Origin of the sequence: Novosphingobium sp. (genome assembly GCF_039595395.1) — a bacterium.
GTDB lineage: Bacteria > Pseudomonadota > Alphaproteobacteria > Sphingomonadales > Sphingomonadaceae > Novosphingobium.
Genome location: NZ_JBCNLP010000001.1, coordinates 2,580,983 through 2,605,131, shown reverse-complemented (window position 1 = coordinate 2,605,131; position 24,149 = coordinate 2,580,983). Strand labels below are relative to the sequence as shown.

At 63.5% G+C, this 24,149-nt stretch carries 26 protein-coding genes; 8 read left to right on the top strand and 18 right to left on the bottom strand.

Annotated elements, in window-relative coordinates; all coding sequences use genetic code 11:
* Positions 1–98: 98 nt before the first annotated feature.
* Positions 99–1,073, bottom strand: a complete 975-nt coding sequence (gene miaA / locus ABDW49_RS12140; RefSeq protein ID WP_343612197.1) for a tRNA (adenosine(37)-N6)-dimethylallyltransferase MiaA — start codon at positions 1,071–1,073, stop codon at positions 99–101.
* On the opposite strand from miaA, the gene serB reads away from it, so the two are divergent.
* Positions 1,066–1,941 (top strand): phosphoserine phosphatase SerB, encoded by an 876-nt coding sequence (gene serB / locus ABDW49_RS12135; RefSeq protein WP_343612195.1) that lies wholly within the window; start codon positions 1,066–1,068, stop codon positions 1,939–1,941. The two genes, miaA and serB, sit on opposite strands and share 8 nt — an antisense overlap.
* Before the next feature lie 259 nt (positions 1,942–2,200).
* On the opposite strand, the gene purL is transcribed toward serB, so the two are convergent.
* Positions 2,201–4,354 (bottom strand): phosphoribosylformylglycinamidine synthase subunit PurL, encoded by a 2,154-nt coding sequence (purL, locus tag ABDW49_RS12130; RefSeq protein WP_343612194.1) that lies wholly within the window; start codon positions 4,352–4,354, stop codon positions 2,201–2,203.
* Between the two features lie 127 nt (positions 4,355–4,481).
* On the opposite strand from purL, the gene ABDW49_RS12125 reads away from it, so the two are divergent.
* From ABDW49_RS12125 to queA, 5 genes are all read left to right on the top strand, one after another.
* Entirely contained in the window at positions 4,482–4,736 is a 255-nt protein-coding gene (locus ABDW49_RS12125; RefSeq protein ID WP_343612193.1) for an exodeoxyribonuclease VII small subunit, read from the top strand.
* 69 nt (positions 4,737–4,805) lie between these two features.
* Positions 4,806–5,708 (top strand): polyprenyl synthetase family protein, encoded by a 903-nt coding sequence (locus ABDW49_RS12120; protein WP_343612191.1) that lies wholly within the window; start codon positions 4,806–4,808, stop codon positions 5,706–5,708.
* Positions 5,708–6,211 (top strand): pantetheine-phosphate adenylyltransferase, encoded by a 504-nt coding sequence (gene coaD, locus ABDW49_RS12115; RefSeq protein WP_343612190.1) that lies wholly within the window; start codon positions 5,708–5,710, stop codon positions 6,209–6,211. The genes ABDW49_RS12120 and coaD overlap by 1 nt, the downstream gene beginning before the upstream one ends.
* A 211-nt stretch (positions 6,212–6,422) precedes the next feature.
* Positions 6,423–7,151 carry a peptidylprolyl isomerase gene (locus ABDW49_RS12110; protein WP_343612189.1) on the top strand — a complete coding sequence of 243 codons (729 nt, stop codon included), beginning with the start codon at positions 6,423–6,425 and terminating at the stop codon, positions 7,149–7,151.
* A gap of 34 nt (positions 7,152–7,185) precedes the next feature.
* Positions 7,186–8,223, top strand: coding sequence for a tRNA preQ1(34) S-adenosylmethionine ribosyltransferase-isomerase QueA (gene queA, locus ABDW49_RS12105; RefSeq protein WP_343612187.1), 1,038 nt, complete (start codon positions 7,186–7,188; stop codon positions 8,221–8,223).
* 169 nt (positions 8,224–8,392) lie between these two features.
* Here the strand turns inward: queA and ABDW49_RS12100 are convergent, their stop codons facing one another.
* From ABDW49_RS12100 to ABDW49_RS12090, 3 genes are all read right to left on the bottom strand, one after another.
* On the bottom strand, positions 8,393–9,562 hold the full coding sequence (locus ABDW49_RS12100) for an acyltransferase (protein ID WP_343612185.1): 1,170 nt from the start codon (positions 9,560–9,562) through the stop codon (positions 8,393–8,395).
* Between the two features lie 228 nt (positions 9,563–9,790).
* Positions 9,791–10,432, bottom strand: coding sequence for a phytanoyl-CoA dioxygenase family protein (locus ABDW49_RS12095; protein WP_343614265.1), 642 nt, complete (start codon positions 10,430–10,432; stop codon positions 9,791–9,793).
* Positions 10,433–10,467: 35 nt separating this feature from the next.
* The gene (locus ABDW49_RS12090; RefSeq protein WP_343612183.1) at positions 10,468–11,223 is read right to left on the bottom strand and encodes a TSUP family transporter; all 756 of its coding nucleotides are present in this window, start codon (positions 11,221–11,223) and stop codon (positions 10,468–10,470) included.
* A 131-nt stretch (positions 11,224–11,354) separates the two neighbouring features.
* On the opposite strand from ABDW49_RS12090, the gene tgt reads away from it, so the two are divergent.
* Both tgt and ABDW49_RS12080 read left to right on the top strand, forming a co-directional pair.
* Positions 11,355–12,482 carry a tRNA guanosine(34) transglycosylase Tgt gene (gene tgt, locus ABDW49_RS12085; RefSeq protein ID WP_343612182.1) on the top strand — a complete coding sequence of 376 codons (1,128 nt, stop codon included), beginning with the start codon at positions 11,355–11,357 and terminating at the stop codon, positions 12,480–12,482.
* A gap of 126 nt (positions 12,483–12,608) precedes the next feature.
* Positions 12,609–13,175: a hypothetical protein gene (locus tag ABDW49_RS12080; RefSeq protein WP_343612181.1), complete on the top strand. Its 567-nt coding sequence runs from the start codon at positions 12,609–12,611 to the stop codon at positions 13,173–13,175.
* Between the two features lie 98 nt (positions 13,176–13,273).
* Here the strand turns inward: ABDW49_RS12080 and ABDW49_RS12075 are convergent, their stop codons facing one another.
* The 13 genes from ABDW49_RS12075 to ABDW49_RS12015 all read right to left on the bottom strand — a co-directional run bounded on the left by ABDW49_RS12075 (position 13,274) and on the right by ABDW49_RS12015 (position 23,981).
* Positions 13,274–13,792, bottom strand: coding sequence for a TlpA disulfide reductase family protein (locus ABDW49_RS12075; RefSeq protein ID WP_343612180.1), 519 nt, complete (start codon positions 13,790–13,792; stop codon positions 13,274–13,276).
* Positions 13,793–13,922: 130 nt separating this feature from the next.
* A complete protein-coding gene (rpsD, locus tag ABDW49_RS12070; RefSeq protein ID WP_343612179.1) occupies positions 13,923–14,534 on the bottom strand; it encodes a 30S ribosomal protein S4 in 612 nt (203 codons plus the stop codon).
* 230 nt (positions 14,535–14,764) lie between these two features.
* Positions 14,765–15,034, bottom strand: a complete 270-nt coding sequence (locus ABDW49_RS12065; protein WP_343612178.1) for a hypothetical protein — start codon at positions 15,032–15,034, stop codon at positions 14,765–14,767.
* Positions 15,035–15,146: 112 nt separating this feature from the next.
* Positions 15,147–15,905, bottom strand: a complete 759-nt coding sequence (locus ABDW49_RS12060) for an RNA methyltransferase (protein ID WP_343612177.1) — start codon at positions 15,903–15,905, stop codon at positions 15,147–15,149.
* A complete protein-coding gene (nrdR, locus tag ABDW49_RS12055; RefSeq protein WP_343612176.1) occupies positions 15,898–16,386 on the bottom strand; it encodes a transcriptional regulator NrdR in 489 nt (162 codons plus the stop codon). Before nrdR ends, ABDW49_RS12060 begins: the two co-directional genes overlap by 8 nt.
* 13 nt (positions 16,387–16,399) lie before the next feature.
* A complete protein-coding gene (gene glyA / locus ABDW49_RS12050) occupies positions 16,400–17,710 on the bottom strand; it encodes a serine hydroxymethyltransferase (protein ID WP_343612175.1) in 1,311 nt (436 codons plus the stop codon).
* 11 nt (positions 17,711–17,721) lie between these two features.
* The gene (gene rpiB / locus ABDW49_RS12045) at positions 17,722–18,159 is read right to left on the bottom strand and encodes a ribose 5-phosphate isomerase B (RefSeq protein WP_343612174.1); all 438 of its coding nucleotides are present in this window, start codon (positions 18,157–18,159) and stop codon (positions 17,722–17,724) included.
* Between the two features lie 90 nt (positions 18,160–18,249).
* Positions 18,250–18,447, bottom strand: coding sequence for a hypothetical protein (locus ABDW49_RS12040; RefSeq protein WP_343612172.1), 198 nt, complete (start codon positions 18,445–18,447; stop codon positions 18,250–18,252).
* An 81-nt stretch (positions 18,448–18,528) separates the two neighbouring features.
* Complete coding sequence (locus ABDW49_RS12035) at positions 18,529–19,164, bottom strand: DUF2059 domain-containing protein (RefSeq protein ID WP_343612171.1); 636 nt, start codon at positions 19,162–19,164, stop codon at positions 18,529–18,531.
* Between the two features lies 1 nt (position 19,165).
* Positions 19,166–21,172 (bottom strand): RNA polymerase sigma factor RpoD, encoded by a 2,007-nt coding sequence (gene rpoD / locus ABDW49_RS12030; RefSeq protein WP_343614264.1) that lies wholly within the window; start codon positions 21,170–21,172, stop codon positions 19,166–19,168.
* A gap of 64 nt (positions 21,173–21,236) precedes the next feature.
* Positions 21,237–23,165 (bottom strand): DNA primase, encoded by a 1,929-nt coding sequence (dnaG, locus tag ABDW49_RS12025; protein ID WP_343612170.1) that lies wholly within the window; start codon positions 23,163–23,165, stop codon positions 21,237–21,239.
* Complete coding sequence (locus tag ABDW49_RS12020; RefSeq protein WP_343612168.1) at positions 23,162–23,527, bottom strand: hypothetical protein; 366 nt, start codon at positions 23,525–23,527, stop codon at positions 23,162–23,164. Before ABDW49_RS12020 ends, dnaG begins: the two co-directional genes overlap by 4 nt.
* Before the next feature lies 1 nt (position 23,528).
* Positions 23,529–23,981: a GatB/YqeY domain-containing protein gene (locus ABDW49_RS12015; RefSeq protein ID WP_343612166.1), complete on the bottom strand. Its 453-nt coding sequence runs from the start codon at positions 23,979–23,981 to the stop codon at positions 23,529–23,531.
* Between the last annotated feature and the right edge of the window lie 168 nt (positions 23,982–24,149).

Below are 24,149 nucleotides of genomic sequence, written 5' to 3'. Positions count from 1 at the left end.
GATTTTCCCAGGGGGCGGGGCCGGATGCGCAAGCATCCAAAGCACGCCTTGCGACATGCTGGGAGGCAGGTAGAAGACTAAAAATATCCTGTCAACAGCTATTGTTGTAACAATCGATCAAAATGTCTGGCGATGTCGGAATTTTCATGGCTTTCGGGCGCAAAGCGGGGCCAATCGGCGGGGGGCTGGTGGCGCAGCCAGGTGTATTGCCGCTTGGCATAATTGCGCGTGGCCTGCGCGCCGCGCATGATTGCTTCGTCGAGGGTCAGGGTGCCTGAAAGATAGTCAGCGACGTCCGCGACTCCGATGGCGCGCATCACGGGCAGATCGGGGGGCAGGTGGCGGGCGAGCAGAGCCTCGACTTCGGCGATGGCGCCGCCCTCGATCATCAGGCCGAAGCGGCGGTCGCAGCGCTCATAGAGCCAGTCGCGGTTCGGCAGCAGGATCAGCGGATGGAGCGTGACCGCATTCCCGATCCCGCCCTCCTTATGCGCCTGCCAATAGGCCAGCGAATGGCCGGTGGAGCGCACCACCTCCAGCGCGCGCGCGACGCGGGTGGTATCGGCGGGGTTGAGCAGGGCGGCGCGTTCGGGGTCTTCGTGCGTCAGGGCGGAATGGGCCTCGGCGACGGGGAGGGCGCGCACCGCATCGCGGATTGCCGGATCGATGGCAGGCACCGGGGCAATGCCATCCAGCAAGGTGCGTATATAGAGCCCCGTGCCACCCACCAGAATGGGCACTTGCCCTGCCTGATGCGCCTTGGCGATTTCCTGTCGCGCCCGCTCGGCCCAATCGGCAGCAGAGCAGCCCTGTGCGCCATCCCATGCGCCATAGAGCCGGTGCGGCACGCGCGCGGCATCCTCGGGCGAGGGGGCGGCGGACAGAATCGGCAGATCGGCATAAAGCTGGGCGCTGTCGGCATTGACGATCACCGCGCTCCGGCCCTGCGTCGCCAAGGCTTCGGCCAGCTTTATGGCATAATCGCTCTTGCCGCTGGCGGTCGGCCCTGCAATGAGCGCCAGCGGCGGGCGGCTCTCGTCCGGAATGGTTTGGAAAGGATCAACGGTGCTCATCGCGCGCGTCATAGCAGAACCCGCCGGGCTGTCGCCCCAAGTCGATGACCTGCTGGAGGCTCTGGGCGATGAAGGCTTCTCCGCCGACGCCCGCGAAATCCCCGGCGGCGTGGTCGAAATCGCAGCCGAAGGCGTCACGGTGGACATCCTGCGCAAGGCCATCGACAAGCATCTGGGCACCAGCGACGCCCTGATCACCGAGCAGCGCCCCGTGGTGCCGCGCCTGTTCATCTCGGACATGGATTCGACGATGATCTCGGCGGAATGCATCGACGAGCTGGCCGATTTCGCGGGCCTCAAGCCGCAGATCGCCGCCATCACCGAGCGCGCCATGCAGGGCGAACTCGATTTCCGCGAGGCCCTGACTGAACGCGTCGCGCTGCTGAAAGACCTGTCGGAAGAGGCCATCGCCCAGTGCCTCGCCGAGCGCATCAAGCCGATGAAGGGCGCGCGCACTCTGGTGCAGACGCTGAAGGCCAAGGGCTGTCGCACCGTGCTGGTGACCGGCGGTTTCCACCAATTCGCCGATCCCGTGGCCGAGCAGCTTGGGTTCGAGCGCGTCGTCGGCAACCGCCTCGCCGTGGCCGATGGCAAGCTGACCGGCGGCCTCGACGGCCCGATCAGCGACAGTGCCACCAAGCGCGCCACGCTGCTGGAAGAGCAGGAGAAGCTGGGCGGGAAGGTGCCGACCTTGGCCACCGGAGACGGCGCCAACGATATCCCCATGATCGAGGAAGCCACCTACGGCATCGCCTTCGAAGCCAAGCCCAAGGCGCGCGCTGCGGCCAATGGCTGGGTGGATCGTGGGGATCTGACCGCTGTGCTGCGGTTGCTGGGGATTCCCGAGAAGGATTGGGTGCTGGATTAAGAAGGTCTAAGAGGAAAGTGCGAGGGCCATCGCCCTCGCGCTCCCTTTAATGTCTGCGTAGTGCATCGGGTTCGGCCATAGAGCTAAGTTCGCCGCGCCGCAGGCTTTGAAACGAGAAAAGGCGCCGGGGCATTCCTGCCTGCGGCGCCTTTTCTGTGCCCGTGGAAAGGTTGCGCACCGATCGGATGCCGCCAACCTTCGTGTCGGAAGACGTTATGGGAGCGCGAGGGGGTAACCCCCTCGCATCTTCCCTTTTAACTTAACCTTCCATCCAATCCTTGAAGAACGCCTCATTGGCGGCCTTCAGCTTGGACACGGCGACACCGGCGACATCGAAACCGCCGACAACGCCCAGCTTCACCGCGCCTTCCAGCGCAATGTCGGGCTTGGTGGTGACGATATAGCGGCTCTGGTCCTCGCCGAAGGCCTGGGTGGTGTTCAGCGACACCTCCAGCTTCACGCCAAGGCCCGACGCCATGGCCATCTCGGCCAGAGCGACCAGCAGGCCGCCATCCGACACGTCATGCACGGCGGTAGCCTGACCGTCGCCGATCAACTGGCGCACGGTCTCGCCATTGCGCAGTTCGACATCCAGATCCACGGCGGGGGCGGGGCCTTCCTCGCGCCCGGCGATCTCGCGCAGCCAGAGCGACTGGCCGAGGTGCGAACCCTCGGGACCGATCAGCCATACTACGTCGCCGGGGGCCTTGAACTTGATGGTGGCCATCTTGGTGTGGTCCAGCATCAGGCCCACGCCGCCGATGGCGGGGGTGGGCAGGATGGCGCTGCCGCCGCCCGTCGCCTTCGATTCGTTGTAGAGCGAGACGTTGCCCGACACGATGGGGTAGTCCAGCGCGCGGCAGGCGTCGCCCATGCCTTCCAGCGCGCCCACGATCTGGCCCATGATTTCGGGGCGCTGCGGGTTGGCGAAGTTGAGGCAGTTGGTGATGGCCAGCGGCGTGGCGCCCACGGCACAGATGTTGCGCCAGGTTTCGGCCACGGCCTGCTTGCCGCCCTCATAGGGGTCGGCAAAGACGTAGCGCGGGGTGCAGTCGGTGCTGATGGCCAGCGCCTTGTCGGTGCCGTGGATGCGTACCACCGCCGCGTCGCCGCCCGACTTCTGAAGCGTGTCGCCGCCGACCTGCGAGTCGTACTGCTCAAAGATCCACTTGCGCGAGGCCAGATCCGGGCCGCCGATCAGCGTCAGCAGGTCGGCTGCAATGTCCTTGCTTTCCTCGATCGCGCCCAGCGGGGCGGGCTTTGGGGTGGGGACATGGGGGCGATCATACAGGGGCGCTTCATCGGCCAGCGGGGCGAGCGGAATGTCGCAGACCACCTCGCCGTCGAATTCCAGCACCATATGGCCGGTGTCGGTCACCTCGCCGATGACGGCAAAGTCCAGTTCCCACTTCTTGAAGATCGCCTCGGCCATCGGCTCCTTGCCGGGCTGGAGGACCATGAGCATGCGCTCCTGGCTTTCCGAGAGCATCATCTCATAGGGCGTCATGCCGGTCTCGCGGCACGGCACATTGTTCATGTTCAGGCGAATGCCCGCGCCGCCCTTGCTGGCCATTTCGACCGAAGACGACGTCAGACCGGCAGCGCCCATGTCCTGAATGGCGACGATGGCGTCGGTGCTCATCAGTTCGAGGCAGGCCTCGATCAGCAGCTTTTCGGTGAAGGGGTCGCCGACCTGCACGGTGGGGCGCTTCTCATCCGACTTCTCGTCGAAATCGGCCGAGGCCATGGTCGCGCCGTGTATGCCGTCGCGGCCCGTCTTCGAACCGACATAGACGATGGGGTTACCCAGGCCCGTGGCGGCGGAGTAGAAGATCTTGTCGGTATCGGCCACGCCCACGGTCATGGCGTTGACGAGGATGTTGCCATCATAGGCTTTGTGGAAATTGGTCTCGCCGCCAACGGTGGGCACGCCCACGCAATTGCCATAGCCGCCGATGCCTGCGACCACGCCCTGCACCAGATGCTTCATCTTGGGGTGATCGGGGCGACCGAAGCGCAGCGCGTTCATGTTTGCCACCGGGCGGGCGCCCATGGTGAAGACGTCGCGCAGAATGCCGCCAACGCCGGTCGCGGCGCCCTGATAGGGCTCGATGTAGCTAGGGTGGTTGTGCGACTCCATCTTGAAGATGGCGGCCTGGCCATCACCGATGTCGATCACGCCGGCGTTCTCGCCGGGGCCGCAGATCACCCAGGGGGCTTCGGTCGGCAGCTTTTTCAGATGCAGGCGGCTGGATTTATAGGAGCAATGCTCTGACCACATCACCGAAAAGATGCCAAGTTCGACAAGGTTGGGCTCGCGGCCCAAGGCGTGGAGAACCTTGTCGTATTCCTCGGGGGAAAGCCCGTGGGCGGCGACGACATCGGGGGTGATGGTGGAGGCTGTCTGGGTCATGCCGCGCCCTCTAGCGCCATGCGCGCGCGAAGGCCAGACCGGAATGGCCATAAAGCAGGCCGATTAGTGGTGGAGCCGCCCATCCCTACCTCTTGACCGCGCGCAGGCACACGGCCATTGCAGGCCCATGAGTGACAACAACGCCGACAGCGCAGGCATTGCGCAGCTCAACTTCGAGGAGGCGCTGCGCGCGCTGGAATCCGTGGTGCGCCAGCTCGAAAGCGGCGAAGTGCCGCTGGACGAGTCCATCTCGCTCTATGAAAAGGGTGAGAAGCTGCGGGCCGCCTGCCAGGCCCGTCTGGATGCCGCCACCGCGCGGATCGAGCGAATCGTGGCCAAGGATGATGGCGCTGTCGCCACCCGTCCGCTGGACGATGCCTGACAATTTTGACGCCCGCGCGGGGGCTGCCCCCGGCGCGGAACCGACTGACGATATCCTAAGGGGAGCCCAGTGGCTGAGGTAACCGAAACCGTGCTGGCCGATGGCCTCAAGCGCATCCAGGCCGATATTCTGGCGGCATTCGACGAACTGTTGCCGGTGCCCGCCGATCCGCGCGCGCAGCTTTTCGAGGCGATGCGCTATGCAGCGATGGGCGGCGGCAAGCGCGTGCGCCCGCTGCTGCTGGCCGCCGTCGCCGAGATGTATGGCGTCGACCGCGAGGCCGCCGTGCGTGCCGGCGTGGCGATCGAGTCGGTGCATGTCTATTCGTTGATCCACGACGATCTGCCCTGCATGGACAATGACGATCTGCGCCACGGCAAGCCCACCGTCCACAAGCAGTGGGATGAGGCGACCGCCGTGCTGGCGGGCGATTCGCTGCATTGCTTCGCCTTCGAGGTGCTGGCCGATCCGGTGATGAGCGGCGATCCCTTCGTGCGCGCCGAGCTGATCCAGGTGCTGGCCACCGCGGCGGGTTCGCATGGCATGGCGGGCGGGCAGATGATGGACATCGTCGCCGAAAGCTCGACCTTCGACCTGCAGACCGTGACGCGGCTGCAGCAGCTCAAGACCGGCGCGCTGCTGGCCGCTTCGGTGGAAATGGGCGCGGTGCTGGGCAAGGTGCCTCACGAGGGCCGCAAGCATCTGCGCGCCTATGCCCGCGACATCGGCCTGGCCTTCCAGATCGCCGACGATCTGCTCGATCATGAGGGTGACGAGGAAGCTGCCGGCAAGGCGCTGCGCAAGGATGCAGACAAGGGCAAGGAAACCTTCGTCTCGCTGCTGGGCGCCGACCGGGCGCGTGAGCAGGCGCGGATGCTGGTGGATCAGGCGATCGGCCATCTGGCCCAGCACGGCAAGGAAGCCGATCTGCTGCGCGAACTGGCCCGCTTTATCGTGGAGCGCTCGCACTGATGCGCATCGGGGTCTATCCGGGCACATTCGACCCCGTGACGCTGGGGCATGCCGATATCATCCGTCGCGGCGCCAAGCTGGTCGACCGGCTGATCATCGGCGTGACGACCAATCCGTCGAAGAACCCCATGTTCACGCCCGATGAGCGCATGGAGATGGTCAAGCGCGAGGTTGCGGATCTGGCGCTCGACAATGTCGATGTGGTGGGGTTCAACGCGCTGCTGATGACCTTCGCCGAAAAGCAGGGTGCCAGCGTGATCCTGCGCGGTTTGCGCGCCGTCGCTGATTTCGAGTATGAATATCAGATGGCGGGGATGAACCAGCAGCTCAATCCGCGCATCGAGACGGTGTTCCTGATGGCCGATGTCGGCCTGCAGCCCATCGCATCGAAGCTGGTGAAGGAAATCGCGCTGTTCGGCGGCGACATCGCCCGCTTCGTCAGCCCGGCGGTGCGCACCGATGTGGTGGAACGGGTCGAACGCATCGGCCGCATGGGCGACTGATTTTCTGCATTGGGGACGTTTGCGCTGATTGTGGATCATGCGCAGCCCTAGTGTCGGAAGACATTATGGGAGCGCGAGGGGGTAACCCCCTCGCATTTTCTTCTTTTTGTCTCCTTGATGACTCCCTCGTTGTATAACGTTCATGGACACGACAGACAGGCGCGGCTATCGCCCTGATGCGCATTCGCGACGTAACGCCCAAGAGAGCTGCATGAACCGTAATTCCTTTGCCAAGATTGCCATGTCGCTCGTGCTGGGCGCCGCCGTGCTGGGGACCAGCGCTTGCGCCCGCAAGCAGGACGCTCTGTCCAAGGCGATGTCGCAGAACGTCAACAAGACGAACCTCAGCTCTAAGGTCGATCCCGACCCTTCGGTCGATCCGGACAATGTGCTGGTGCTGGACCTGTCGAACGGCGGGCGCGTGCTGATCCGTCTGGAGCCCAAGTGGGCGCCCACCCATGTCGAGCGCATCAAGACGCTGACGCGGCAGGGCTTTTACGACGGCATCATCTTCCACCGCGTGATCGACGGCTTTATGGCGCAGACGGGTGACCCGACGGGCACCGGCGGCGGCGGTTCGAAGCTGCCCGACCTGAAGGCGGAGTTCAACTCGCTGCCTCACGTGCGTGGCACGGTGTCGATGGCGCGTACCGATGATCCGGATTCGGCCAACAGCCAGTTCTTCATCGTGTTCTATCCGCATTTCTCGCTGGATCGCCGCTACACCAACTTCGGTCGCGTGATCGAGGGCATGGATATCGTCGACCGCATCGTGCGCGGCGAGCCGCCCAGCAATCCGACCAAGATCGTGCAGGCCTCGATCGAGAGCGATCACAAGCCGCGCCCGGCGATTGCGCCGCCGCCCCCGCCGATCGTGCCTGCGGCTCCGGCAGCGCCTGCCGCCCCGGCCAAGACGCCGACGGCCAAGACGAAGAAGTAAGGATGGGGCCCCGCAAGGGGCCCTTCTGACAGATATGCGCGTTGACGATTTCGATTTCGACCTGCCGCAGGAGCGTATCGCCCTGCGCCCCGCCCGCCCGCGTGACAGCGCGAAGCTGCTGCATGTGCCGGGCCGGGAAGGGCCGTTTGGCGATCTGAAGGTCAGCGATCTGCCCTCGCTGCTGCGCAAGGGCGATCTGCTGGTCTTCAACGACACGCGGGTGATCCCGGCTCAGCTTGAAGGAATGCGCGGCGAGGCGAAGGTCGGCGCGACGCTTCACAAGCGGATCGATCTGCGCCGCTGGCAGGCCTTTGTGAAGAACGGCAAGCGGCTGCGGGTGGATGATGTCATCGCTTTTGGCGCGGGCGTTCAGGCCGTGGCCGAGGCACGCCATGAGGATGGAAGCTGGACGCTGTTCTTCCCTGGCGATGAACCCGTCGAAGTGCTGCTGGAGCGTGCTGGCACGATGCCGCTGCCGCCCTATATCGCGGCCAAGCGCGGCACGGATGAAGCTGACCGCAGCGATTACCAGACGATGTTCGCTCAGGCCGAGGGCGCGGTTGCAGCCCCGACGGCGGCGCTGCATTTCACGCCGGAGCTGATGGCGGCGCTGGATGCGGCGGGGATTGGCCACGCCTTTCTGACGCTGCATGTCGGTGCGGGCACCTTCCTGCCGGTGAAGGTGGATGATACCGCCGACCATGCGATGCATGCCGAATGGGGCACCATTCCCGCTGAGGTTGCGGATCGCCTGAACGCGGTGCGTGTTGCCGGTGGTCGGGTGATTGCGGTGGGCACCACCTCGCTGCGCCTGTTGGAGAGCGCGACGGGTGAGGATGGCGTGATCCGACCATTCAGCGGCGATACGTCGATCTTTATCACGCCGGGCTATCGTTTTCGTGCGATCGATGGGTTGATGACCAATTTCCATCTGCCGCGTTCGACGTTGTTCATGCTGGTCTCGGCGCTGATGGGGCTGGATCGGATGCAGGCTGTCTACAAGCATGCCATTCAGGAAGGCTATCGCTTCTACAGCTATGGCGACTCCAGCTTGTTGCTGCCCGAGGGTTAAGAGTTACGGCTGCTCCGGTTGGGAGTGCGCGAACTTGATAGCGCGCAATCTGCTCAACGATCCACATCGCTGATTGCCAAGGCAATTGCCCGGCGCCTCAAGGCGCCAGGCTATCACTCGGTACCAAGCGCAACATCAGGCGGGGCGGGAAGGTTTGCTCCGGATTGGGTCATGCCGTGCCTGCTTCAGGGGTTTGGCTGGCACGTGTCGAGCGTGCACGTGACCGGATCGCCAGCTTTCGCCCGAACTCCATTCCCGGCTTTTCGATCATGTCATATGTGAACTTGGAAATTCCAACAATAGCAGCGAGATAGCCTATGGTTATGGCATCCATCACACAGGGTGATCCTGCAATCGTCACGAGGTCTGTGCCGGGGACGGTGCTGGGAAGATGCAATATCTTTGCTGCAACCTTGATCGCATTCGTCAGCATGAAGGCCAGGAAGAAATGGACCATGTAAATGGAGAAGGACTGGCGCCCCAGTGCAAGCAGAAAGGGATGCTTCAGAACCGTTGAAACCGGGCCTTTCTCAAAAGTGATCGCCGCCACCACCAGCGAGAAGACGATCGGGCAAGCGATATAAAGATATTCTTTTTGAACAAAGGCCAGCAGGGCGACAGCCGTGCCGACTGACAGAATTTCAAACGCACGTGCGGGAAGGCGCCGTGCAATGTCGCGATATCGCCACACGCCCACACCCATGAAAAATGAAAACACGCATCGCGCGAGGCGGGCGCGGTCATCCATCTGGACGACCAGGGCGATGAGGCCCGCCAGCAGGATCAGGAATTGATATCGGCCTGCTTGTTTCCCGCCAAACAGCACGGTCAGGGCGAAGATGGTGTAGGCAAACAGCTCCAGGCTCAGGCTGATGCTTGGCCCGTTCCAGCCTGCTCCGGGTACTGGCACCAGTGCCTGGATCAGCAGCAAATTGACGGGGATGCCGATCAGCGTGCGATCATGGGTGAATGGCGGGCGAGGCAGCGGCAGGGCCATGCGGTGGCTCAGCAAGAAGAGCATGGTCTCCGCGAGCACAAAACAGATGAGCATGACGCAGTGAAGTGGCCACATTCTGGCAATTCTCTTGATGGCAAATTCAAGGAACTGCTGGCCGTTGGAAAGCTTGTTGTGATACGCATGCGCGATCACAAAGCCGCTCAAAACAAAGAAAAAATCCACAAACAGGAATGAGTTTCGAATGAAATTCAAGCCGTAGACATGGCTTGCGACCTGCAGATGGAAGATGGCGACGGCCAGTGCGGCTATGCCTCGCAGGCTGTCGACAGCCTCAAACCTGTGCTTCTCCACCGCAGCATTGGATGATGCAAATGTTCCCATGGAAATCAGCCCCCGCCACCGGCAACGCCAATATAGTTAAGATACGTACCATGAGTGTTAACCAACTTCTATTGTAATCTGCAAAATATATTTCACATGAATGGCCGGATTTCTGGCGATTGGCGTAATAATTTCGTCACATGATTTTCGCAAAAATTAGTACGCAGGCCGGGATTGCGGTCGATAGCTGGGTACGGCGCGGAGACCTTCAGGCTAACCAGTTGCGGCTTAACCTTTTAGCCATGCCAATCCACCGGGCAGGCTGTCGGCACTATAATCGATTTGCAGAACCCTGCGTCGCAGCGGCAGCTTGGCTGCTTCGGAGGCATGCAGGATCGGCGTGGCATAGGCCCATACATCACCAGCAGACGCCAGGCACGTCACCGTGCCGCAGCGGGCGGCTATGGCATCAGCTTTATTGGCTGGCACTTTACCCAGCTTGTGTGATCCCGGCGCGATCAACAATGGGGCATTGGTGGCTGGCACATCATCCAGATGCACTCTCAAGGTCACCATGCGCGAAAGCAGATCGAAGGGTGGTGCCACATGATGCTGCCCTGCCTTGATCGACCATGGGCCAAAACCTTCGACCTCGACACGCTCTTGCACACAGATGGTGCGATCCTGATGCCATGCCAGAGACCAGTTGGTTTCGGCCGTCTTGTCAAACAGGATCGTTCTGACAGCCATGGCGGACCGGCCCAGACATTGGCTCGCGATGACGCCGATCGGGCCATCTGGAGCCAGATAGGGCTGCAGGGCCGGCATTGCGTTGATCCGGATCCCGGCTTGATCTGAAGGCAGCGCCTCCAGCAGGGCCAGTAGATCCTTAAACTGTGCGCGGATGGCCGAGGGGAACAGTTGCGCCATGTTCAGCAAGGGTGAGGCCATTCAACAGCATGGCCCTAACCCGCAAACCAGCCCCAGATCAGCTTGCCCGTCATCGCCAGGCTGACTGTCACCAGCAAAGGTCGGATCACCTTCGCTCCCAAACGCGATGCCATATGGCTGCCGATCCAGGCGCCGCTCATCGCGCCCGCCGCCATGCAGCCGCCCAGCAGCCACAGGATCTTGCCGCCTGCCGCAAAGACGATGATGCTGGTGACATTGCTTGTCAGGTTGAACAGTTTGGTGAGGCCGGTGGCCCGTGTCAGCCCCATGCCGCGCAGCGTCACCAGCGACATGGTGTAGAACTGCCCCGCGCCGGGGCCGAAAAAGCCGTCGTAAAAGCCCACGGCCGCCCCGGCGGGCAGATAACCCCTGGGCGAGACCCGCGCGGCGGCATCGGCATCGCTCATGCGCGGGCTCAGCAGCGTGTAGAGGCAGATCGCCATCAGCAGGACCGGCACGATCAGGCTCAGCCACTCGGCCTTGAGGTGGCTGACCACCAGCGTGCCGATCATCGCGCCGACAAACACCGCACCCACGGCGGGCAGGGCCGGGCGCAGTTCGAACAGGCCCGCGCGGTGATAGCGCCACGTCGCCATCGCCGTGCCGCAGGCCGCCTGCGCCTTGTTGGTGCCCAGCACCATGGCGGGCGGCAGACCGGCATAGATCAGCGCGGGCACGGTGATCAGGCCTCCGCCACCGGCCACGGCGTCGACAAAACCCGCCACGACGCCGGTGAGGGTGAGGGCGGGGTAGGTCCAGTCTATGATCACGGGCAGGCTTGATCCTGAAAGAGGGCGTTGCGGCGCTGCCTAGCCGCAGGTGACCGCCGGCCCAAGGGCTATTTGGCGCCGTGAGGCTGATGGATTGCGCCGCTGGCGCTTTGGGCTTAACGGCTAGCCCCATGACCCGTTTTGCTTTCAACATCCATGCGCGCGACGGCAAGGCGCGCACCGGCACCATCCAGATGCAGCGCGGCGAGATCCGCACGCCTGCCTTCATGCCCGTGGGCACCGCCGCCACGGTCAAGGCGATGAAGCCGGAAACCGTGCGCTCGACCGGGGCCGATATCATCCTTGGCAACACCTATCACCTGATGCTGCGCCCCGGCGCCGAGCGGGTGGCGCGCCTTGGCGGATTGCACAAATTCATGAACTGGAACCGCCCGATCCTGACCGACAGCGGCGGCTATCAGGTGATGAGCCTGTCGGAACTGCGCAAGATCACCGAGGAAGGCGTGGCCTTTGCCAGCCATATCGACGGCTCGCGCCATATGCTGACGCCTGAACGCTCGATGGAAATCCAGCGCCTGCTCGGCAGCGATATCGTGATGTGCTTCGATGAGTGTCCGCGCGCCGATCAGGGTAAGGATGTGATCGCCAAATCGATGGAAATGTCGATGCGCTGGGCCAAGCGCAGCCGAGAGGGCTTCAACAGCGGCGAGGAGCATGCCGCGCGCTCGGCGCTGTTCGGCATCCAGCAGGGCGCTTTGCATCAGGAGCTGCGTCAGGCCTCGGCGGACGCGCTGCGCGATATCGGCTTCGACGGCTATGCCATCGGCGGACTGGCCGTGGGCGAGGGACAGGAGGCGATGTTCGCCACGCTGGATTTCGCGCCCGGCATGCTGCCCGATGACAAGCCGCGCTATCTGATGGGCGTGGGCAAGCCCGACGATCTGGTCGGCGCGGTGGAGCGCGGCGTCGACATGTTCGACTGCGTGCTGCCGAGCCGCAGCGGGCGCAACGGGCAGGCCTTTACGTGGAACGGGCCGCTCAACATCCGCAATGCCAAGCATGCCGAGGATACCGCGCCGCTCGACGATCGCTGTGCCTGCCCGGTGTGCAGCACCTATTCGCGGGCCTATCTGCACCATCTGCAGAAGTCGGGCGAAATTCTGGGCGCCATGCTGATGACGGAGCACAACATCTCCTTCTATCAGCAGTTGATGGCCGGGATGCGGAGCGCGATTGCCGAAGGTCGCTTTGCGGCATTTGCCAGCGATTTCAGGCGGGATTATTTCGCGGGCAAATAAGCCGCGAGGCATGTCGTGTGAAACGATGCGCATCTTTCGGTGTAAATCGTTTCTGCGCCAGAAGGATTTAGGATCATTTTAAGGGGTTCTGCATAACTCTCTCCCCGCTTTTGGGGAGAGAGACCTATGTCGTTCCATGCGGATGAACGCGGCAAGATCGGACAGTCGTCCTATTGGCTGCATTTTGGCGGCTATATTCTGGGCATCCTGCTGCTGATCGCGGTGTGCGTCTATCAGGTCTTCACGGCTCATTATGTGACGGCGATCATCGCCTTTCTGGCCATTGGGCCGCTGAGCATCTATTTCCGCGTGATCATGATGCGGCGTTGCCGCGATATCGGGTGGCCGGTGATCCTGCCGTGGCTGCCGATGATCGTCTCGGGCGTGAATGGCGCCGCGTGGAGCTTTTATGGCCTGAGGACGCATCATTTCTCATCGACCGGCTCCATCAGCATCAGCGCTTTGGTGGGTGGCTTCGATCTTGTCCTGCAGATCGTGCTGGGCTGTATCGAGAGCAAGGCGGCCGGCGGCTCTTTCGGAGATGATTTTGATCCGCGCGGTCTGCCGCAGGCGCCGCGGCCTTATGACGATGATGCGCCTTTCCGCACAGCGACCCAGCCTCTTTCCGCCGCTCAGCCAAGAACCCCAACGGGCCCCCGCCACCCCGGCGGTTTCGGACGCCGCGGCCTTTAAGCCCAAGCCGTCGCCGGGATGCGTTATGGGAGCGCGAGGGGCGCTTGAATTGGTCGCATTTCTCAAGAGAAATGCTCCGGGCCCCTCGCATCTTACTTTCAGACCGCCTTTGCGGCACCAGCCGCAGGCGCAGGTTCCTGCAGCAAAGGGATCAGCTCGCGGTTGAGGTCATCCAGCTCGAAAGCGCCAGCCTTGGCGTAGCGGATGCGCCCGGCGCGATCGATGATGTAATTGGTGGGCACGGCATTGTCGATCGGCGCATAGGGCCCGCTCAGGCGCCGCAGCGGATCGATCGACAGCACATCGAACAGCTTGTGCATATAGGTCAGCGGCACCGAATCCTCGGTCGTGACCGCAAACACGCGCAAGCCGAATTGCTTCTGTTTGGTGTAATAGAAATCGAGCAGCGGCAGCTCGCGCTTGCAGGGCCCGCACCAGGTCGCCCAGAAATTGATAACGACCACCTGCCCGCGCAGCTCGGACAGCTTGACCGCCTTGCCCTTCACCAGCACCAGCGTGGCTTCCGGCGCCATATCGCCAACCTTTGGCGTTCTGGCCTCAAGCGGTCCGCCAAGGCTGAGCATCAGCAAGCCCGCCACCATCATCCTTCGGATCATACAGTCCCCATATCCCGTTTCCGGGCCTCAATGTCGCCATCGCAAGGGCGGCGTCAAGCGCTGAAAGCACAACAAAAAAGGCGGTGACCGAAGCCACCGCCTTTCCTGTTTGTTCCCGAAGGAGCCGATCTTAGCGCGAGTAGAACTCGACGACCAGATTGGGTTCCATCTTCACGGGGTAGGGCACCTCGTCCAGCGTCGGGACGCGGACGAAGGTCGCCTTGTCGGCTTCGGCGGCCACATAGTCGGGGATCTCGCGCTCGGGCAGGGCCTGGGCTTCGGCGATCAGGGCCATGTCCTTGGCCTTCTTGCCGAGCGAGATCACGTCGCCGGGGCGCACGCGACGCGAAGCGATGTTGCACTTCACGCCGTTCACATAGATGTGACCGTGCGACACGACCTGACGGGCCGAGAAGATGGTCGGCGCGAACTTGCAGCGATAGACGACCATGTCCAGACGCTGTTCCAGCAGACCGATCAGGTTCTGGCCGGTGTCGCCCTTCAGGCGCGCGGCTTCCTGATAGGTGGCCTTGAACTGCTTCTCGGTCACGTCGCCGTAGTAGCCCTTCAGCTTCTGCTTGGCGCGCAGCTGCAGACCGAAGTCCGAAACCTTGCCCTTGCGGCGCTGACCGTGCTGGCCGGGGCCGTAGCTGCGGCGGTTCACCGAGCTCTTGGGACGGCCCCAGATGTTCTCGCCCATGCGGCGATCGATTTTGTACTTAGATGCGTGGCGCTTCGACAAAGGCCATTCCTTCCTATTTGCATGCCCGGCCGGTGCTCCTTGGGAACACCGGGCGCCGGTCTGTTTCATCCGGCGCGCACCCTGCGAGCGACTCCCGCAGGCGGCCACCGCTTCACCGGAGTGCGGGGCCAATGGAAAGGCCCGCCGGTGAGGGCGGGCTCCATGTAGGGGGTGGCCGTTAGCGACTTGGACGTGCTTCGTCAAGCGCCCATGCTGCCCTGGGCATCAGATCAGTTGCCGGCGCCTTTCAGCGAGGGGCCCGCACCATTCAGCGCGCCGTCGGTCGCGGATTGGGTAGCCTTGTCGATGGCGGCCCATTCCTCCTTGGAGTGGCAGACATAACGCGGCATCACCGAGCCCAGCGAGGCATCGGCGCGGCAAACTTTCTTGGGCTTGGCGGCCTTGGCGGATGACGTGGCCGCTGCAGGCGCATCCTCGGCCAGCGCGGGAACGGCAAGAGATGCTCCCGCCAGCACGGCGAGAGGAAGAAGAAAACGCATGGAATTTGCCCCTGTTGCAAACTGTTGCTGCAGCTTGCCAGCATAGTGCGCGGACGCAAGGGGCAATTTGCTGCGATGCGGTGAATTGCTTCGCAGTATGACGGGGTGAGGATCAGTCGCGCTGCTGCCGTCCGAGTGCGGAGAGCACGCCGCGCATCGTGCGTATTTCCAGATGGTTCCAGCGCGGCTTGGTCAGCATGCTGCGCAAGGTCCGGTGCGTGGCGGCGGCGCGGCTTTCGGGGAAGAAATAGCCCTTGGGCTCCAGCAGAGCCTCGAAATGGCCGATCATGCCTTCCAGCTCGTCCTGCGGGGCAGGGGGCAGCAGCTCTTCCTGCGTGGGCTGGGCCAGATCGCCATCCTTGCCGATCCCCTTCGACCATTCATAGGCGCACAGGATCACCGCCTGGGCCAGATTGAGCGAGGCGAAGTCCGGGTTGATCGGCACGGTGATGATCGCGCGGGCCAGCGCCACATCGTCGGTTTCCAGGCCCGAGCGCTCGGGGCCGAAGACGATGGCGCTGCGGCCCTGCGTGGCATCGGCCTGCGGGGCATGGGCGTGGATTTCGCGCGCGGCTTCCTCGGGGGTCAGCACCGGCTTGGTGACGCCGCGCTTGCGCACGGTGGTGGCATAGACATGGGCGCAATCGCCCACGGCCTGAGCCAAAGTCTCGAAGACCTGCGCCTTTTCCAGCACCACATCGGCGCCCGCAGCGGCAGGACCGGCGCTGGGGTTGGGCCAGCCGTCACGCGGGGAAACCAGCCGCAGCTCGGTCAGGCTGAAGTTGAGCATGGCGCGCGCCGCCTTGCCGATGTTCTCGCCCAGTTGCGGGCGGACCAGCACGATGACGGGCTTGTGAGGAGCATCAGTCATGAGCCCGGCTCCCGATATCGCGGACATTGCTGGCGAATTCCTCGAAATCGCGCGCTTCGGAGAAATCGCGATAGACCGAGGCAAAGCGGATATAGGCCACGCTGTCGAGCTGGCGCAGGCCCTCCATCACCATCTCGCCGATGGCGTGGCTGGCGATTTCGCTTTCGCCCATGGTCTCGATCTGGCGCTGGATGCCGCTGACCAACTGGTCGAGCCGCTCCTGAGCGATGCCGCGTTTGCGGCAGGCCAGCGACACGGACTTGTCGATCTTGGACCGGTCGAAGGGTTCGCGGCGAGTGGGGGCGTCCGAGGAGCCCCCACTCTTGATCACGAAAACCTCGCGAAGCTGTACGCGCTCAAAGGTGCTGAACCGGCCGCCGCAGTTTTCACACTGGCGGCGGCGGCGGATCGCGGTGTTGTCCTCGGCGGGACGCGAATCCTTCACCTGGGTGTTGTCATGGGCGCAAAAAGGGCAACGCAAGGTCTGTTGGTCCTTAGTAGGCCAGGTTGGGATAGATCGGGAAGTTGGCGCACAGTTCCTGCACCTGGGCTTCCACGCGGGCCTCGATCTGGGCATCGCCCTCGGCGCCGTTCTTGCCCAGCGCGGCAACCACCTCGGCGATCCACTTGCCGATCTGGGTGAACTCGGCCTCGCCGAAGCCGCGGGTGGTGCCCGCCGGCGTGCCCAGACGGATGCCGCTGGTCAGCAGGGGCTTCTCGCTGTCGAAGGGGATCGAGTTCTTGTTGCAGGTGATGGCGGCGCGGTCCAGCGCATGCTCGGCATGCTTGCCCTTGGCGCCGAAGGGGCGCAGGTCGACCAGCATCAGATGGTTGTCGGTGCCGCCCGAGACGATGCCCAGACCCTCTGCCTGAAGGCTGGTGGCCAGCGCATGGGCATTGGCCTTGACCTGACGGGCATAGGCCTTGAATTCGGGCGTCAGCGCCTCACCGAAGGCCACGGCCTTGGCGGCGATGATGTGGACCAGCGGGCCACCCTGCAGGCCGGGGAAGATCGCCGAGTTGAACTTCTTGGCCAGCGCCTCGTCATTCGTCAGGATGATGCCCGAGCGGGGACCGCGCAGCGACTTGTGCGTGGTGGTGGTGGTGACATGGGCGTGAGGCACCGGGCTCTCATGCACGCCGCCAGCAACCAGGCCCGAGATATGGCTCATGTCTGCCATCAGATAGGCGCCGACCTCGTCAGCGATCTCGCGGAAGCGCTTCCAGTCCCAGGGGCGCGAATAGGCGGTGCCGCCGCAGACGATCAGCTTGGGCTTGTGCGTGCGGGCGATGTCGGCCACCTGATCCATATCGATCAGCTGGTTGTCCTCGCGCACGCCGTAAGCGACCGGGTTGAACCACTTGCCGCTCATGTTGACCGGCGAACCATGCGTCAGGTGGCCGCCCGAGTTGAGGTCCAGGCCCATGAAGGTGTCGCCGGGCTGCAGCAGCGCCAGGAACACCGCCTGGTTCATCTGGCTGCCCGAGTTGGGCTGCACATTGGCGAACTGCGCGCCGAACAGCTGCTTGGCGCGCTCGATGGCGATGCTCTCGATGTGATCGACATACTCGCAACCGCCGTAATAGCGGCGGCCCGGATAGCCCTCTGCGTACTTGTTGGTCAGGATCGAACCGGCGGCTTCCAGCACGGCGGTCGAGCAGATGTTTTCGCTTGCGATCAGCTCGATCTTGTCGCGCTGGCGCTGGAGTTCCTTGTTGATCCAGCCGGTGATCTCGGGATCACGCTCGGCCAGCGTGCCGGTGAAGAAGCCCTGGGGGCGCACATCGGTAAGGGTGGCGGTCATCTGCGTGTCCTTCAGCAGGAGGGGGTCGAGAGCTTGTCGACGCGGGGGCCATGGCGGCCGCCGGCGAACTGCCCGGCAAGAAAAGCGGAAATGCAGGCCTTGGCCATGTCGATGCCGGTCAGCCGCGCGCCCAGCGCGATGACATTGGCATTGTTGTGCTCGCGCGCCAGCGTGGCCGAATAGGGCTCGCTCACCAGAGCGCAGCGGGCCGCCGGGTTGCGGTTGACGGCGATGGAAATGCCGATGCCGCTGCCGCACAGGGCCACGCCGAAATCGGCCTCGCCCTTGGCGATGGCGTCGCCCAGCCTGTAGCCGTAATCGGGATAATCGACGCGGTCGGCGGTTTCGGGGCCCAGATCGCTCACCTCATGGCCTTCCTCGCGCAGGAAGGTGACAAGCTCTGCCTTCAGATCGAAGGCGGCGTGGTCGGAAGCGATGGCGATGCGCATGGGGCTGCGGGTTCCTCTTGGCCGGGATTCGCAGGTGCCCATAGAGGGGAATGCAACAAAGGGCCAGTCTTGGCCGCGACAATCGCGTTTTTAATGCTTGACTGTGGCCGCAGGCGCGCCCGCGTTCCTCGCGCCGCCCTGGGTTGTCCATTCGATGCCATTCTGGCCATCGGGCAGGGGGTGGGCAGAGCAGAAAGGGCTGCGCTCGCACAAGGTTACCTTGTCGCTGGCGCCCCTGTCGAGGCAGGCCGTGAGCAGGATCAGGGGCAGCAGGGCGGTCCAGCGCATAAGACGACCTTTCGCAGCAGGCCGAGCGATGGAGCCTTTCCTGAACTGAACGCTGAATGAACCAGGCCCTTTGCCTGCGGATCAGGGCTTTTTAGCTTCTGCCTGCTCTTTCATTTTGGCGGCCACTTCGGGGTGGGCCTTGAAGTAATCGCGGATCTTGCCCTGCATCTCGCCCAGCGACTGCATGGTCGCCTGCTGGGCCGCGCGCATCATCGTCCCATTGGCCGCCGCCACATCCGGGTCCTGCAGCAGAGTGGTGGAGCGCGAGAAGAACTTCCCGCCCGCAGGCGTATGCGCGAAGGCCAGGATCTGCTCCAGCTCGCCCGGCGAGAAGGTGCGGGCATAGGCATGCGCCATCGCCTCGAACAGGCCGGGCATATGCTGGGCCATCACCGGAGCCATGGTTTCGGGCACACGGTCGATGTAATCCTGCAGGATCTTGTGGAGGCCCGGATCGTTCAGCTCGGGCGGAAGCTGAAGATTGGCCTTCATCGGCGCGAGGATGGCATCCTGCATGCGCCGCATCATCACCATGCGCTGATCTTCGGGCCAGGCCACCGCGATGATCTCGCGGGACAGCTTCAGGCTGGCCTCATTCGGAACCGCGGCTCCGGCAGCTACAGCCGCCGGAACCCCATTCCCTTGCGCCAGCGCCGGCATGGCCTGAGAGGCGCATGCCAGACCGGCGAAAGCAGCGATCAGCCTGATCTTGCGCATCTTACTGATCGAGGAAGCTGCGCATCTTGCGCGAGCGGCTCGGGTGCTTGAGCTTGCGCAGTGCCTTGGCCTCGATCTGACGGATACGTTCGCGCGTCACCGAGAACTGCTGGCCGACTTCTTCCAGCGTGTGATCGGTGTTCATGCCGATGCCGAAACGCATGCGCAGCACGCGCTCTTCACGCGGGGTGAGCGAGGCCAGCACGCGGGTGACGGTTTCCTTCAGGTTGGACTGGATCGCGGCATCCACGGGGATGATCGCGTTCTTGTCCTCGATGAAATCGCCCAGATGGCTGTCTTCCTCGTCGCCGATCGGTGTTTCGAGGGAGATCGGCTCCTTGGCGATCTTCATCACCTTGCGGACCTTTTCGAGCGGCATCGACAGACGCTCGGCCATTTCCTCGGGCGTGGGCTCGCGGCCCTGCTCGTGCAGGAACTGGCGGCTGGTGCGCACCAGCTTGTTGATCGTCTCGATCATGTGCACCGGAATACGGATGGTGCGCGCCTGATCGGCGATCGAGCGGGTGATGGCCTGACGGATCCACCACGTCGCATAGGTACTGAACTTGTAACCACGGCGGTATTCGAACTTGTCGACCGCCTTCATCAGGCCGATGTTGCCTTCCTGAATGAGGTCGAGGAACTGCAGACCGCGGTTGGTGTACTTCTTGGCGATGGAAATCACGAGACGCAGGTTCGCCTCGACCATTTCCTTCTTGGCGATGCGTGCCTCGCGCTCGCCCTTCTGCACCATGTTCACGATGCGACGGAACTCGGGCAGCGCCATGCCGGTGTTGGCGGCGATGTCCGACACTTCGGCGCGGATACGTTCGGCGGCATCGCCTTCATTGGCGACGAAAGCGGCCCACTTCTTGTCGCGCGTGGCGACCGAACCCAGCCAGGCATCGTCCAGCTCACGCCCGACATAGGCGTCGAGGAAGTCCTTGCGGCTCACCTTGTGACGCTCGGCCAGACGCAGCATCTGGCCGCCAAGGGCAGTCAGGCGGCGGTTGAAGGCATAGAGGTTGTCGACCAGATATTCGATCTTGCTGGCGTGGAACTGCACGCTTTCCACCTGCGCGGTCAGGTCTTCGCGCAGTTGCTGGTAGGCGGTTTCACGGTCCAGCGGGAAATCGTTGCCCACGCTCATGAAATCGAGGCGTTCGGACTGGATCTTCTCGAAGGCCAGGAACAGATCGGTGATCAGCGCGAACTTCTCAAGTGCTTCGGGCTTGAGCTGCGCTTCCATCTGGGCGAGCGAAAGAGTGTTGTCCTCTTCCTCTTCCTCGGCGGGGCGGCGGGCGCGGCGCTCGATGCCGTCCTCATCCTCCTCGTCGGCGGATTCTTCCTCCTGAACGTCTTCCTCTTCCTTGTAGGAAGGACCGGCGGTCGATTCGCTGATCTCGCCGTCGTTCTCGTCCTCGCCGTCCTCATTGAGGTTTTCCGGCTGCGGCTCCTTGGAGAGCATGGCGTCGAGATCGAGGATCTCGCGCAGCTGCATCTCGCCGTTGTTGAGCGCTTCGGACCACTGGATGATGGCGTGGAAGGTGATCGGGCTTTCGCACAGGCCCAGGATCATCGTGTCGCGACCGGACTCGATGCGCTTGGCGATGGCGATTTCGCCCTCGCGGCTCAGCAGTTCGACGGCGCCCATTTCGCGCAGATACATGCGCACGGGGTCATCGGTCCGCTCGACCGTTTCCTTCTTCTTGACCAGATCGGGGCGATCGTCGACCGCCTCCTCATCCTCGGCGTCCTCGGCCTTGCGGTCCTCGGGATCGGTCGCGTCATCGTCGTTTTCGACGATGTTCACGCCCATCTCGCTGATCGCGGCCATGATGTCCTCGATCTGCTCGGACGACATCTGGTCCTGCGGGAGGGCCTCGTTCAGCTCGTCATAGGTGATGACCCCGCGCCGCTTGGCACGGGCGATCAGCTTTTTGATCGAGGCTTCATTGAGGTCGATCAGGGGCGCATCGCCACCTTCACCCCGATCGTTGCCCGACATTTCGGCGCCAGAAATCTCTTCGTCCATCATTTCGCCATCTTGAAGGGGGCCTTGCGGCTCCCATTTACGAATTCAAGCCGCCTGATACGTCATCGGCTGCGGATTGCGCGAGAGCCATTTGCCCGAGTCGCGCCTTCAAATCCAGTTCCCTTTTTTGCACATCGTTCAGACGCATGCGCAAGCGTTGCTGTTCGGCAAAGGCCGCCTCGCTAAAAGCAGCCTGCGCCGAAGCCTCCGCCAGCGCGCGTTCGACCTGCGGCCTTTCGGTCAACACGGCGATCACGTCAACCAGTTGAGCCATCGCGGACCCACCTTCTTGCACCGCGGCGTCATCTTGCAGAAAGATAAAGCCCATGCCCTTGATCGGTTCCTGGCGAGGAGGGAGCCAACCTCGCTCAGCGAATATGGTAGCGATTCGTTCCGGTTCAAGACCCTCGCCACTCATGGCGGCATCGATCAGGGCATCGATGCGGGCATCCTCGGCGGCGAGGGCCGACAAGGCCTCCACCTGAGCGCCGATCACCGAGGGCAGGCGCATCAGCCCCACCACCACCGCATCGAGCGCCGCCGCGCGCCACGGCGCCACCCGCGCGACCATGGCCGAGGTACGGGGATGCGGCACATCCGGCACGAAATCGCGCCCGAAGCGGCCTCCTTTACGCGGCGGCTGCCATTCGCGCTGGGCACGCGGGGCAGGGCCGCCTCTGGTGAAGCCCTGATCGCGGCGGGGGAAGGCATAGGCGGAAAAGCGCTCCAGCAACTCGCTGCGGTAGAGCGATTTGATGTCCTTGTCGGCAATCGTGTCGACATGGGCCATCAGCCGCGCTTTCAGGCCGGCTTTGGCCTCGGGCGTGTCGGTGGGGATGGCGTCGCGTTCATGCAGCCACAGCGTGTCGAGCAGGCTTTGTGCCTCGCCCAGCATCGCTTCCATGGCCTGGGGGCCATGCGCCTTGATGAGATCGTCGGGGTCTTGCCCCACCGGCATCCGCACGATGCGCAAGGAATGGGCCGGGCGCAGCAGGGGCAGGGCGCGGGTGACAGCGCGCATCGCCGCGCGCTGTCCTGCCGCATCGCCGTCGAAGCAGAGGATCGGCGTTTCCACCATGCGCCACAGCATCTCGATCTGTGTCTCGGTCAGTGCGGTGCCCAGCGGCGCGACCGCATCGCTGAACCCCGCATTGGCCAGCGCGATCACGTCCATATAGCCCTCGACCACGATGATCCGCCCGCTCTGGCGCGAGGCGGGGGAGGCGCGATGCTGGTTATACAGCGTGCGCCCCTTGTCGAAGAGCGGCGTATCGGGCGAGTTCAAATACTTGGGCGCATCGGTCTTGGTCTTGTCGAGAATGCGCCCGCCAAAGGCGATCACCCGCCCGCGCGCATCCTGAATGGGCAGCATCAGGCGGCCCCGGAAGCGGTCGTAAGGTTCTTTGCCATCGACCGCGATGCGCAGGCCGCCCTCGATCAGCAGGGCATCGGGCAGATCGGTGAGGGCGGCTTTCATCGCCTGACGCCCCTCGGGCGCATAGCCGAAGCCGAACTCGCGCACGATGTCAGGGCGGAAGCCGCGCGTCGCCAGATAGGCCCGCGCCGTGCTGCCCTCGCCGCCCTCCAACTGGCGCATGAAAAAGCTCTGGGCCGCGCCCATCGCATCATGCAATCCGGCCTGCTTCTGCGCCCTTTCCGCCGAACGCGGATCGGGGGCGGGGACTTCCATTCCCGCTTCCTCGGCCAGATCCTTGATGGCATCCATGAAGGAGAGGCCGCGCTGCTCGGTCATCCAGCGGATCACATCGCCATGCGCGCCGCAGCCGAAGCAGTGGTAGAACCCCTTCTCGTCATTGATGGTGAAGCTGGGGGTCTTTTCCCCATGGAATGGGCAGCAGGCCTTGAACTCGCGCCCGGCCTTCAGGATGCGCACGGTCCGCCCGATCACGCTGGAGAGCGTGATACGGCTGCGCAGCTCGTCGATCCATTGGGGAGAGAGGCTCATGCGGTGGGCTCGGCAAAATCAGGGTGGCGGTAGAGGTGAAGCGGCGTCGGCTCGAACACCGGGGTCATGATCTGGATATACCATGTGGGCGCGAAGCCGAAATGCGCTTCCATCGCCTCGCGAAAGGCGACGAAACCGGCCATCTGCTCGTTCACTTCGATCACGCCGTCTGGCGTGGCCAGCAACAGGCAGATGCAGTCAAAAGCATAGAGATCGCGCTTGAAGGCAGTGATCTGGCGGATATCCTGCCACGCCACCACTTGGCTCGCCCGGCCATGCGCAAGGCGAAAGCCGTCACTCGTCAATTCCAGAGCGGCAACATGGCGGCGGCGCCAGTCGAGATAGCGCCGCCACAATCCCATCTTAAGCCAGCGCGGCCTTCACCAGACCGCTCGCCTTGCCCATATCAAGCACGGCGCCGTGGCGCGCCTTCAGCTCGGCGATCACCTTGCCCATGTCGCGGATGCCGGTGGCGCCAACCTCGGCCTTGATCGCCTCGATGGCGGCCTTGGTGTCGTCCTCGGACATCTGCTGGGGCAGGAAGCTTTCGATCACCGCCACTTCGGCGGCTTCGGCGGCGGCCAGTTCGGGGCGGCCACCGGTTTCATACATCGCAATCGATTCGCGGCGCTGCTTGACCATCTTCTGCAGCACATCGACCACCAGCGTGTCGTCATCCGGCGTGGTGGCGGCGGTGCGCAGCTCGATATCCTTGTCCTTGATCTTGGCAAGGATCAGGCGGACGGCGGCCAGGCGCTCCTTGTCGCCGGATTTCATGGCGGTAACCTGAGCGGCCTTGATCGAGTCGCGGATCATTTTCTCGTTCTTTCCTGAATTTCACTGTCTTTCCGCTGCATTGCAGCGCAAGCGATACAGACTAGCGGGAAAATTCCCGATTTGATAGGCCTGCTGCGGGGTTGACGGATGGGGGTGCGGGGTCTAGCGGGCGGGCCTTAGCAACCATGTCCGAAACCCCTAGAACGG